We start from the raw sequence: 11494 nt of genomic DNA, 5'->3' as shown, positions 1-11494 counted from the left end.
AGCCTCGCTCCAACAGAGAAAGCATAAACCCTCAAAAATTTTTAATGCCCACAAAAAACCCGGCCGAAGCCGGGTTTTTATTAACTGCCGATCACTGCATCCAGGGCGGGGGCGGTTCTTCGGCAGTTTTGCTCGGTGGAGCATCGTCGGCAGCGCGGGCGGCCTGGCGACGATCTTCGTCCAGACGCGCGGCTTCGATTTCCCGCAAAACGCCACCCACATCGGCCTCGTCTTCCGGTTCATCAAACTCGCCGGTCAACACTGTCGCTGGCGATAAGGTCCCTGCTTCGTAGTACGACCACATTTCCTTGGCGTACTTCGTTTTACGCAACTCAGGCGCAAAGCGGCCGAAGTAGGAAGCCATGTTGCCCACATCACGCTCCAGCATGCTGAACGCGTGGTTGTTACCCGCTGCGTCGACAGCCTGAGGCAAATCGATGATCACCGGGCCAGTCGGGGTCAACAGCACGTTGAACTCCGAAAGGTCACCATGCACCAAACCGGTACACAACATCAGTACGATCTGCTCGATCAAAAACTTGTGATATTCCCGAGCCTGATCCGGCTCCAGAACCACATCATTCAATCGCGGTGCGGCGTCGCCATACTCGTCGGCGATCATCTCCATGAGCAACACGCCTTCAAGGAAGTCGTATGGCTTGGGAACCCGAACGCCAGCGCCAGCCAGCCGGAACAGCGCCGCCACTTCGGCGTTCTGCCAGGCGTCCTCTGTTTCCTTGCGACCAAACTTGGAGCCCTTGGCCATCGCCCGTGCCTGACGACTGTTACGTACCTTACGGCCTTCCTGATACTCGGATGCCTGACGGAAACTGCGTTTATTTGCCTCCTTGTAAACCTTGGCACACCGCAGCTCATTGCCACAGCGCACCACATAAACAGCTGCCTCTTTACCGCTCATCAGCGGGCGCAGCACCTCGTCCACCAGACCGTCCTCGATCAGGGGTTCAATGCGTTTAGGAGTTTTCATCAGCTTTTATTGTGGGTCCTTCGTTGCCAAACACGCGATTGTTGCCCGTTATACGGCAATCCTCTGCCAGCGAGTAGTAGGAGCTGACGTTTGATGTGGATAGTTTCTGTCGGAAAAACCCTCATCGCCCCGATATAAAGCAGCTTTCATGCCGTTAGAGAGCAAAAAAACAAACCTGGATCTCAAGGTAAGAAACTTCAGCCACTGCACGCATTGCGTAAGGTAATCCGGTCAATTACTGCTTGAACAGTTCACCGGGAGTGAACCCGAACAACCCCTTGAAAGCCGCGATGAACGCCGAAGTCGAGTCGTAACCGCAGGCCAGCGCCGTATTGGTTACGCTGTCACCATTCTCCAGCGCGCCAAGGGATGAAAGCAGCCGCGCACGCTGCCGCCAGCCACGGAAGCTCAAACCCGTTTCGCGCTGGAACAGGCGCATCAAGGTTTTCTCCGAAGCGCCCAGACGTACTGCCCAATCGTGCAACGTGATCAACTGGCTCGGGTTTTCGATCAGTTCATTGCACAGCTCCAGCAAACGCGGGTGACGAGGCAGGGGCAGCGAGAACCCCACCTCAGGCAAATGCGCCAGCTGGTCCATGAGCACTTGCACCAGTCGCGCTTCGCTGGTGTCACCCAAGGGATACTCGGCGGGTAAATGACAGAAGCTTTTGATCAGCTCCCGAGCCAAAGGCGTCACTTCCAGAACCCGACAGCGCTGCGGTGCCCAGCCGGAATCCTCTTTGCGCACATACAGGCTGCGCATTTCTGCGCGCATGGAGGTCACCACTTCATGCTCCAGCCCCGCCGGTATCCAGACACCCCACTGCGGGGGGGCAAAGAAACTACCTTCGGCGGTATGCACGCCCAGAACACCACTGATAGCGTAGGAAAACTGCACCCACTCATGACGATGTGGCGGCGTCCACGATCCAGCGATCAAGCTCTCGGCGCGGGCATACAATGGACGCGGCAATTCGCTCAATGCTGGAATCTGTCGCTCGCTGCCTTGACGATGCATATGAATTTGTCCGTTAGCCGTTATGGAATGGCCTTATGTCGCAAGACGGAAGTTTACGAGTGCGTTAGCCTTCGGACATCTATTTTTACAAACAATTGCCGAGCGCTTATGTCTGTCCTCAAACATCTCAAACGCGTCGTCACCGACTGGTTCCTCTGCGGGATGGTCCTGGCCACGGTTCTGGCCTACTTCTTCCCGGGCTTTGGTGCCACGGGTGGCGGCATGCATGCTGAATACGTCATCAACATCGGCGTGTTCGTGGTGTTCTTCCTGCACGGCGTCAATCTCTCCAGCGAGCAGATCAAAAACGGCCTGAAGAACTGGCGCCTGCACATCATGGTGCAGGTCTTCACGTTTGTGGTGTTCCCCATTATCTGGCTGGCCTGCGACAAGGCATTTGGTGCCTACGTTCCGGCATTGTTGATGCTGGGCTTCCTGTACCTGTGCGCACTGCCCTCGACCATTTCCTCTTCGGTGGCATTGACCGGCAGTGCAGGCGGCAACGTCCCTGCGGCGATTCTCAACGCCAGCATGTCCAGCGTGTTCGGCATTTTCATGACGCCGTGGCTGGTCAGTCTGGTCGTTGGTACCGGCTCTGGCGGCATCGACCTGGGTTCCACGTTGCTGAAACTGAGCCTGATGTTGCTGCTGCCACTCATCCTGGGCCAGTTGGTGCGTCCGTTGGTGGGCAAGTTTTTCGCCAGACACAAGAAGTACACCAACCTGATCGACAAGATCGTGATCCTGTTGCTGGTCTACGCGGCGTTCTGTAATTCGATGGTGTCGGGGCTGTGGCAAACCCAGGGCAACTCGGTCATCGCCATGGCCTTCGCAGGCAGTGCGGCATTGCTGGTAGTGATCCTGCTACTGACCACCGGCACGGCCCGCGTCCTGAAATTCAATCATGCGGACAAGGTGGCGGCGGTGTTCTGTGCGACCAAAAAGTCACTGGCGGCCGGTGCTCCGATGGCAGCGCTGATTTTTGGAAACAATCCGGGGCTGGGTCTGATCCTACTGCCGATCATGATCTACCACCCGCTGCAATTGATCGTGTGTTCGGTGATGGCCGAGAATTATTCAAACCGGCACAAGCTGCAACTGTCGGCGGAAGCGCTGGAGGAAGCCCGCGCGGCGTGAGCAAGCCCAATATCAGGTTAATACAGGACTTGTGGGAGCTGGGCTTGCCCGCGATAAGGACACCTCGGTCTATCCTAGATCGCATCCAGCCTTATCGCGGGCAAGCCCAGCTCCCACAATGCATTCCAATATTGGCAGTTGTGTCCATTCTCATCACCGCTCAAGAATCGCCGTAACCCCCTGCCCGCCAGCGGCGCAGATGGAAATCAATCCCCTCCCTTCCCCTGCGACACTCAACAACTTGGCCAGGTTGGCGACGATACGTCCGCCCGTGGCGGCAAACGGGTGACCGGCGGCCAACGAGCTGCCTTTGACATTCATCTTGCTGCGGTCAATCGAGCCCAGAGGCGCGTCAAGCCCAAGCCGGGTCTGGCAATAATCTGCGTCCTCCCAAGCCTTCAGTGTGCACAACACCTGCGCGGCGAACGCTTCGTGAATTTCGTAGTAGTCGAAGTCCTGCAAGGTCAGACCATTGCGCGCCAACAGCCGAGGCACGGCATAGGCTGGCGCCATCAGCAGGCCTTCCTTGCCGTTGACGAAATCCACCGCCGCCGACTCTCCATCACGCAGGTACGCCAGCACCGGCAAACCACGCTCTTTGGCCCACTCCTCGCTCGCCAGCAGCACCAGTGAAGCTCCGTCAGTCAGCGGTGTGGAGTTGCCCGCTGTCAGCGTGCCCTTGGCGCTGCGTTCGAACGCGGATTTCAGGCTGGCGAGCTTGTCGAGGGTCAGGTCAGGACGCAGGTTATTATCGCGGGTCAGGCCCTGAAACGGCGTGATCAAGTCGTTCTGCCAGCCTTCGGCATACGCTGCGGCCATTTTCAGATGGCTTTCCAGCGCCAACTGGTCCTGTGCGTCGCGAGGGATATTCCAGGTTTGCGCCATCAACTCGCAGTGCTGCCCCATGGAAAGACCGGTGCGCGGTTCGCCATTACGTGGCAACTCAGGCTTGAGGTTATGCGGACGCAATTGCAACAAAAGTTTAAGTTTGTCGCCCACGGACTTGGCCCGGTTAACCTGCAGCAAAATGTTACGTAAATCTTCGTTCACGCCAATCGGTGCATCGGAAGTGGTATCCACCCCGCCCGCAATACCGCACTCGATCTGTCCCAAGGCGATTTTGTTGGCCACCAGCAACGCCGCTTCCAGCCCGGTGCCGCAGGCCTGTTGCAGATCATAGGCAGGCGTCTGCGGGGACAGGCGCGAGCCCAGCACGCACTCGCGGGTCAGGTTGAAGTCCCGGGAATGCTTGAGCACAGCACCGGCAACGACCTCGCCCATGCGCAAGCCATGCAGGTTGAAACGCTCGATCAAACCCTCCAGCGCGGCGGTCAGCATGTCCTGATTGCTCGCGGTGGCGTAAGGGCCATTGGAGCGAGCGAATGGAATACGGTTACCGCCGACGATGGCGACCCGGCGTGGCTGATTCATTGAAAACTCCCTTTATTGATACGGATTCGCTGATGAGCAGCGTAGGGGATACTCGAACGAACGTCGCTTGAGTGTGGTCAACTCCTTTGAACCCCGACTCAAGGAGAGTGTTCCATGCCGTCTGATCGCTACATAGATTTTGCCAACTCTGACCTGGGCAGCCGCCTGGTTGGCGCTGTTGGCCTGCCTAAACCGGTCAGACTGGAACGCTGGCAGGCCGGACGTCTGCGCCCGATTGAAGGCTCGCTGCTGATCAGCGCAGGACCACTGGCCGATCAGGTCAGGCTATTTGCTCCTCGCTTGACCGAGTCGATCTACAGCTTTGGCTCGGAGGTACCCGGCGCAACCGCCTGGGTTGCCGATCAGGGCCCGAAAATCAAAGCGGTGGTCTTCGATGCCAGCGCTTTTACGCGCACCGAAGACCTCAAGCAATTACGCGAATTCTTTCAGCCTTTGTTGAAAAAGCTCGATTACAGCGCGCATGTAGTGATTCTCGGCCACGCACCCGCAAGCCTCAGCGAGCCGCTTGCCGCCAGCACCCAACAAGCACTCGAAGGCTTCGGCCGTTCGCTGGCCAAAGAGATGCGCAACGGCGGCACCGTGCAACTGCTGCAAGTGGACAATGGAGCGGAGGATCAGCTCGAAGGTGCGCTGCGGTTTTTCCTGTCACCCAAGAGCGCGTTTATCTCCGGCCAGGTTATCCGCCTGAGCGCTTGCCCATCACAGGTTCAGGACTGGAGTCGGCCGCTCAGCGGTCGCAGAGCTTTGGTAACCGGCGCTGCACGCGGTATCGGTGCAGCGATTGCCGAAACCCTGGCTCGTGACGGTGCAGAAGTGGTCTTGCTCGATGTGCCTCAGGCCAAATCAGACCTTGATGCTCTGGCAGCACGACTGGGCGGCAAAGCCCTGACGCTGGACATTGGCGCGGCCGACGCGGGCGCACAATTGATCGAACATCTGCAGGGCGGCATCGACATTCTGGTGCATAACGCCGGGATCACCCGGGACAAGACGCTGGCCAACATGTCTGCCGATTTCTGGGATTCAGTGCTGTCGGTCAATCTCAACGCGCCTCAAGTACTGACTGAAGCGCTGCTGGACAGCGGTACCCTGCGCGACAACGGTCGCGTCATTCTGCTGGCTTCGATCAGCGGACTTTCGGGCAATCGCGGCCAAACCAATTACGCCACCAGCAAGGCCGGCCTGATCGGTCTGGCGCGGGCAATGGCACCCACTTTGAGCGAGCGCGGCATCAGTATCAATGCTGTGGCTCCCGGCTTTATCGAAACCAAAATGACCTCAAGCATGCCGTTTGCCCTGCGCGAAGCGGGCCGCCGCATGAGCTCGCTCGGTCAGGGCGGTTTGCCGCAGGACGTGGCTGAGGCGGTTGCCTGGCTGGCACAGCCGGGTGCCGGTGCGGTCAGTGGTCAAGTGCTGCGGGTCTGTGGTCAGAGCGTCATCGGCGCATAAAGCGCGAGACAATAAACAAGAGCAAGGAGATGCACGATGAGCGCTCACTGGCGATACCTGGATTCCCTGCCGACACTGCCGAACCTGTTCGTCCAGGCCGCGCTGCGGCGCAAGGTGACCGGCACTGAACTGCCTGATATCGGCTTGCGTTGCTGGACGTCCGTGGACCCGCAAAAGCTGTCTCAGTACCGCGAAGTGTGTGGTTTCAGCGAAAACAGCCTGCTGCCGCCCACTTATCCACACGTGCTGGCGTTCAATCTGCAAATGCAATTGATGACGGCCAAGGACTTCCCCTTCCCGTTGCTGGGGCTGGTTCATCTGGCTAACCGGATCAGAATTCATCGGCCGCTGGGCAGCGTGAACAAGGTGTACATCGGTGTAAAAGCTGAAAACCTTCAGCCTCACGACAAAGGCGCCACGTTCGATCTGATCACTCAGGTTGAAGACTCAATGGGTCTGCTCTGGGAAGAAGAAAGCACGATGCTGTGTCGGGACGTGAAACTGGAAGGTGCAGCGAGTGGCGATTATCAGCCTGCGGATATGCCCATGACAGAAGTTGCACGCTGGCGTGCGGCGGCGGAAATTGGCCGACGTTATGCCAAGGTGTCCGGCGACTACAATCCGATCCACCTGAGCGGGCCAAGCGCCAAACTGTTCGGCTTCCCGAAGGCGATTGCCCATGGCATGTGGCTCAAGGCAAGAACCCTGGCCTTTCTGACCAATCATCTTCCGGCGTCGAACGTCGATATCAGAGTGCAGTTCCAGAAGCCGGTGCGGTTGCCCAGCGAGATTGTGCTGTCGGCCAGCGCAGCGGGTTCCCATGGCCAATTCCGCCTGGAAGGTGCACCGGGGTTGGTGCATATGGTGGGGGGTTGGCAGCCGGTGACGGAGGTTGTCGAATAACTGTTGGAGCGAGGCTTGCCCGCGAAGAACGATGACACGGTGTGTCTGACATATCGCGTCGTCTTCTTCGCGGGCAAGCCTCGCTCCAACAGGGAAAACTTACATCAAGGCTTCTTCTTGCGCGGCCCTGTGTTGAACACCGGGACTTTACGCACGGGCTTGGCCGACGGCGCTTCCGGCGCGGCGTCGCCACTGTCGATCCATTTGCCCAGGTTACGTTTGCCGCCACCGGAGGTTTTGGGTTTCTTCGGTTTTTTCGGTTTCTTCAGGATCTGGCCGCTGGCATCGGTGGTTGGCACGCGGTGTTCCGGTGCGAAATCCGGTTCTTCTTCACGACGCAACGTCTGACGGGTCAGGGTTTCAATGGCTGACAGCAATTCCACTTCGTCAGCGCATACCAGCGAAATGGCCTCGCCCGTCAGGCCCGCGCGGCCGGTGCGACCAATGCGGTGAATGTAGTCCTCGGCAACGATCGGCAGGTCGAAGTTGACCACTGTCGGCAAATCATCGATATCCAAGCCGCGCGCAGCAACGTCGGTCGCCACCAGAATCTGTACTTCGCTGGCCTTGAAACGATCCAGCGCCCGCTGACGTGTAGCTTGTGGCTTGTCGCCGTGGATACCGTCAGAACTGATGCCCAATCCCTGCAAACGATCCACCAGTTGATCAACGCCAACGCGCGTCTTGGCGAACACCAGAACCTGAGACCAGCGCAGTTTTTTCAGCAGATGGATGAACAACTCGGGTTTGCGCTTCTTGTCGACCGTCACTACCCACTGTTTGACCGAAGACGCCGCCACATTGCGCGGGCTGACCTCAATGGTCAGTGGGTCGTCGAGCATCTGCCCGGCCAACTGGCGGATGGCGTCGGAGAAGGTCGCAGAGAACAGCAGGGTCTGACGTTTTTTTGGAAGCGCCTTGTAGATGTCGCGCAGTTCCTCGGAGAAGCCCAGATCAAGCATGCGATCCGCCTCGTCGAGGATCAGGGTCTGCAACTGGGAGAACTTCACCGCGTTCTGGCGGTAGAGGTCGAGCAAGCGGCCTGGAGTAGCGACCAGCACATCGACGCCCTTGCGCAGTTTCATCATCTGCGGGTTGATGCTCACTCCGCCGTAGACCGCATAGGTGCTCAGCGGAAGGTGTTCAGCGTACTGACGAATATTCTCGTGGACCTGCTCGGCCAACTCACGGGTCGGCACCAGCACCAGCGCACGCACCGAGTTGGGAGTGACTTTCGGGCCTTCCATGGTCAGGCGTTGCAGCAATGGCAAGGCGAAGCCGGCAGTTTTGCCAGTACCGGTCTGGGCGGCGGCCATCAGGTCACGCCCGGCCAGGACCGGTGGAATCGCCTGCGCCTGAACAGGCGTCGGAGTCTGGTAGCCGAGCGTTTCAAGAGCGCGCAGCAGGGGTTCGATCAGGCCGAGTGTGGCGAATGTCATTTGAATACCGTAGATAAATCACGCGAGATGGCGCGCAGTTTACCCTGTCCGGACTATTCCGGCCCGCACCGCCTGCGGCTTTCGCCATTAGCCCGGGTCAATCTGCTGTAGATACTGGCAACAAGGCAATAGAAGACGCCTTTAAAATCCGCGCTGGCGTTTGATGGCGTCGCTGATTTTCGCTGCGGGCACTTTTTGCAGCGTGCAGAGCAATTGGTGGGAGATCGCAGAAAGGCCATGGGTGTGGCGCAGTTCATTGGTCAGATACGCGGTGAGGTTGGCGGCCATTTCGGCGTCGGCCATGGCTCGGTGAGCCTTGCCGGTGTTGGGCAGGCGTGCATAGCTGGTCAGGGTGCCAAGCTTGTGATTGGGAGCAGTCGGCATCAGGCGTCGCGCCAACAGCAATGAGCAGGCAAAGCTTTGTTGGCGGCTGCGCTCGATGCGTGACAGCTCGTAGTCCCAGAACTTCTGGTCGAACGAGGCGTTATGCGCCACCAGCGGTATCGTGCCCACAAAATCAGCCACGTCACTCATGACCCGCTCGGCCGACGGCGCGGTACGAATCATGCTGTTGCTGATACCGGTCAGCGACTCAATGAAGCCTGGAATTCGCACACCGGCGTTCATCAGGCTTTGAAAACGATCAACGATGCGCCCCTGCTCCATGATCACCACAGCAATCTCCGTGGCACGGCAGCCCTGGCTGGGAGAAATACCAGTGGTTTCAAAGTCGATGACCGCTACTTGTTCCAACACTTGATGAACCTTTGAAAAATCAACGTAAAAGCAACGCGCCTTCGATGGGCACGTAACGAGTGGCGGCGCGAATCAGCGAGTTGGCGGTCAGCCCCGGCACGCCATAGGCAACCGCTTCGACGCCATGTTTGCTGATGATGCGCTCAAGCAACAAATCGAAATCGCCATCGCCGGAAGCCAGCACCACTTCGTCGACCTGTGGCGCGACGTCCATGATATCGATGGTGATGCCCACGTCCCAGTCACCTTTGGCCGAACCATCGCTGCGCTGGATGTAGGGCTTGAGTTTGACGGTAAAGCCGAGGTTGCGGAGGATTTGCTGGAATTGCTGCTGTTTGCTGTCGCCACGGTCGATGGCATAGGCGTAAGCCTCAACAATTTCCCCACGCTTGCTGATATCCGCCCACAACGCCGCATAGTTGAAATGACAACCATGGGCCTGCCGGACCGTGTAATAGAGGTTCTGTACATCGGCGAACACAGCGATTTTCTTCACCGGTAATCCTCATGACGCAGCAGCGCAGCCAAACGACAACGCCGATTCAGAAGTTGAATCGGCGCTTAGTATGCCAGAGCTAACAGCTCCGTAGGACCGGCTTTAGCCGGGAGGGCGATGTAGGTAACAACGCAGATTCTGTGAAGTACCGGCCAACTCCCGGCTGAAGCCGGTCCTACAGATTTCAGTGCGGCTCAACACTCAAACAAACGAATCATCATCCCCGCCATCAAAACCGCCGTCATCCCAGCCGCCTTGATCGCTGCCGTATGAATCGTTGCTGGTCACACTCTCTTGGTTATCGTTCCAGCCGCCACCGGAATCCTGAGGGCTATGATCAGCAACCTGAGCAGGCTCTTCTTTGATGACTTCGACAACTTCTTCAGGCTGATTGTGACTGCCGAACATGCTGCTCAGACCTTGCGCGAGCATTACACCACCGGCGACGCCCGCTGCGGTTTGCAACGCGCCACCGAGAAAACCACCACCGCGTGGAGCCTGCTGTTGCGGAGCGGCGTAGTTACCCTGATTACCTTGCGGAGCGTTATAAGGCGGCGGGCTGGAAGGACCACCGTCGCGCCAGCCACCACCGGACGAGGCTGGCGGCTGGGAGAAGGACTGCTGCGGCTGAGACTGCGGACGGTTGCCTCCGCCACCGAAGATGCTCGACAGAAACCCACCACCGCCCTGCGCCGGAGCCGAAGAGCCCTGAGCCTTCGCCTGCTGAAGTTCAGCCTGCAAACGCTGGATTTGCTCGTCGCGCTCTTTGACCTGCTGGTTGAGCTGATTCACTGCCGCTTCCTGCACCAGAATCGCCTGCGCCATGTAATAAGGCGCGGCGGGCTGCTGGTTGAGATGCTCCTTGATCCTGGCCTCAGCCTCGACGTCACGGGGGGCTGAACCGGTTTCGGCACTTTTCAGTTTGCTGAAAAGACCATCGATCAGGGTTTGCTCTTCGCTGTTCATGGCGACCTCGTTAGATTGCCGTTAAAAATCTTCGCCTGGCCGAATAGCCAACGCGTAAGCAAGGTAATGGGGCTAATCCAGGGCGTTTCAATAGACTGTCGTAAATGTTAAGAAGGCTCTGGCCGGTGCCTGGTTAGCCAGCTAAAGTGACCGACTGCTTTTTCTGTGACCCGATCCTAATGAACCCGCTGACCATTCTTACCGACTCCCTGTACTTTTTCCGGCGCAACCTGACGAGCATCCTGGTGCTGTGTCTACCGCTGGTCATCGTCGAGGCGCTGGCCAAGCAGGTGCTGAGCAGTTCGCTGGCGGCCAACACTTCATCGACTTACGAGTTACTGATCGGTGTGTTGTTCTACCCGCTCTACACCTGTGCCCTGATCCTGTTTCTGGATGCACGCACCCGTGGTGGTGACCAGCCTGGAACGCTTGATCTGCTCGCCATGGCATTACGCATGTGGCCGACCTTCGCCGTGCTCTCGGCGCTGAGCACGCTACTGATCCTGTTCGGTCTGTCGCTGTTTATCCTTCCCGGTATCTGGGTGATGGTCAGACTGGTGTTCTCGGAATACCTGCTGGTACTGCGCGGCCTGACGCCGCTGATGGCGATGCGCGCAAGCTTCGAGATGAGCCAGGGTCACTTCGTGCGTATCCTGACCTGCGTGCTGTGCATCTATATTCCCCTGTCGCTGCTTGAAGGAAGCGCTTATATCCTGCTCCCGGAGAAACCAAATGAGGCCGCCGTTTTGCTGATCAACGTCGTCAGCAGCTTCCTGCAACTGTTCACCAGCGTGGTGATGTTTCGCCTGTTCATGCTACTCAACGAACCGCCTGAACAACCCGAAGAGCTGGAGTAAACGAGACGAAGGCTGCCAATCATGTTCCAGTCG

General features: G+C 58.2%; 11 protein-coding genes. 4 read left to right on the top strand and 7 right to left on the bottom strand.

Annotation, left to right across the window (positions count from 1 at the left end; genetic code table 11):
- Window positions 1-91: 91 nt before the first annotated feature.
- Window positions 92-988 (bottom strand): PA4780 family RIO1-like protein kinase, encoded by an 897-nt coding sequence (locus tag AO242_RS15725; protein ID WP_027898139.1) that lies wholly within the window; start codon window positions 986-988, stop codon window positions 92-94.
- Window positions 989-1223: 235 nt separating this feature from the next.
- Window positions 1224-2030 (bottom strand): AraC family transcriptional regulator, encoded by an 807-nt coding sequence (locus tag AO242_RS15720; protein ID WP_099269461.1) that lies wholly within the window; start codon window positions 2028-2030, stop codon window positions 1224-1226.
- A gap of 84 nt (window positions 2031-2114) precedes the next feature.
- Here AO242_RS15720 and AO242_RS15715 point away from each other — a divergent pair, with 84 nt between their 5' ends.
- On the top strand, window positions 2115-3143 hold the full coding sequence (locus tag AO242_RS15715; RefSeq protein ID WP_099269460.1) for a bile acid:sodium symporter family protein: 1029 nt from the start codon (window positions 2115-2117) through the stop codon (window positions 3141-3143).
- Between the two features lie 153 nt (window positions 3144-3296).
- Here AO242_RS15715 and AO242_RS15710 read toward each other — a convergent pair whose 3' ends face one another.
- On the bottom strand, window positions 3297-4574 hold the full coding sequence (locus tag AO242_RS15710) for an acetyl-CoA C-acetyltransferase (RefSeq protein WP_099269459.1): 1278 nt from the start codon (window positions 4572-4574) through the stop codon (window positions 3297-3299).
- A gap of 114 nt (window positions 4575-4688) precedes the next feature.
- On the opposite strand from AO242_RS15710, the gene AO242_RS15705 reads away from it, so the two are divergent.
- Both AO242_RS15705 and AO242_RS15700 read left to right on the top strand, forming a co-directional pair.
- Window positions 4689-6044 carry a 3-oxoacyl-ACP reductase gene (locus AO242_RS15705; protein WP_099269458.1) on the top strand — a complete coding sequence of 452 codons (1356 nt, stop codon included), beginning with the start codon at window positions 4689-4691 and terminating at the stop codon, window positions 6042-6044.
- A 36-nt stretch (window positions 6045-6080) separates the two neighbouring features.
- Window positions 6081-6947, top strand: coding sequence for a MaoC family dehydratase (locus tag AO242_RS15700; protein ID WP_099269457.1), 867 nt, complete (start codon window positions 6081-6083; stop codon window positions 6945-6947).
- A gap of 104 nt (window positions 6948-7051) precedes the next feature.
- On the opposite strand, the gene AO242_RS15690 is transcribed toward AO242_RS15700, so the two are convergent.
- From AO242_RS15690 to AO242_RS15675, 4 genes are all read right to left on the bottom strand, one after another.
- Window positions 7052-8386 (bottom strand): DEAD/DEAH box helicase, encoded by a 1335-nt coding sequence (locus tag AO242_RS15690; protein ID WP_027902937.1) that lies wholly within the window; start codon window positions 8384-8386, stop codon window positions 7052-7054.
- A gap of 141 nt (window positions 8387-8527) precedes the next feature.
- Complete coding sequence (locus tag AO242_RS15685; protein WP_176560642.1) at window positions 8528-9139, bottom strand: 3'-5' exonuclease; 612 nt, start codon at window positions 9137-9139, stop codon at window positions 8528-8530.
- A gap of 22 nt (window positions 9140-9161) precedes the next feature.
- Window positions 9162-9638, bottom strand: a complete 477-nt coding sequence (locus AO242_RS15680) for an NYN domain-containing protein (protein WP_099269455.1) — start codon at window positions 9636-9638, stop codon at window positions 9162-9164.
- A 201-nt stretch (window positions 9639-9839) separates the two neighbouring features.
- Window positions 9840-10604 carry a DUF2076 domain-containing protein gene (locus tag AO242_RS15675; RefSeq protein WP_099269454.1) on the bottom strand — a complete coding sequence of 255 codons (765 nt, stop codon included), beginning with the start codon at window positions 10602-10604 and terminating at the stop codon, window positions 9840-9842.
- Window positions 10605-10783: 179 nt separating this feature from the next.
- Here AO242_RS15675 and AO242_RS15670 point away from each other — a divergent pair, with 179 nt between their 5' ends.
- Window positions 10784-11461, top strand: coding sequence for a YciC family protein (locus AO242_RS15670; RefSeq protein ID WP_099269453.1), 678 nt, complete (start codon window positions 10784-10786; stop codon window positions 11459-11461).
- Window positions 11462-11494: the final 33 nt, after the last annotated feature.

This window comes from Pseudomonas sp. ICMP 561 (assembly GCF_002699985.1).
Classification (GTDB): Bacteria; Pseudomonadota; Gammaproteobacteria; order Pseudomonadales; family Pseudomonadaceae; genus Aquipseudomonas; species Aquipseudomonas quasicaspiana.
Note: the sequence above shows the minus strand (reverse complement) of the source record. Positions and strands in the feature narration are given on the sequence as shown.

Bases quoted from the DNA above. Each gene is read 5' to 3' on its own strand.
- AO242_RS15705 (WP_099269458.1), top strand. From the start codon at position 4,689: ATGCCGTCTGATCGCTACATAGATTTTGCCAACTCTGACCTGGGCAGC.
- AO242_RS15715 (WP_099269460.1), top strand. From the start codon at position 2,115: ATGTCTGTCCTCAAACATCTCAAACGCGTCGTCACCGACTGGTTCCTC.
- AO242_RS15700 (WP_099269457.1), top strand. From the start codon at position 6,081: ATGAGCGCTCACTGGCGATACCTGGATTCCCTGCCGACACTGCCGAAC.
- AO242_RS15710 (WP_099269459.1), bottom strand. From the start codon at position 4,574: ATGAATCAGCCACGCCGGGTCGCCATCGTCGGCGGTAACCGTATTCCA.
- AO242_RS15675 (WP_099269454.1), bottom strand. From the start codon at position 10,604: ATGAACAGCGAAGAGCAAACCCTGATCGATGGTCTTTTCAGCAAACTG.
- AO242_RS15725 (WP_027898139.1), bottom strand. From the start codon at position 988: ATGAAAACTCCTAAACGCATTGAACCCCTGATCGAGGACGGTCTGGTG.
- AO242_RS15670 (WP_099269453.1), top strand. From the start codon at position 10,784: ATGAACCCGCTGACCATTCTTACCGACTCCCTGTACTTTTTCCGGCGC.
- AO242_RS15690 (WP_027902937.1), bottom strand. From the start codon at position 8,386: ATGACATTCGCCACACTCGGCCTGATCGAACCCCTGCTGCGCGCTCTT.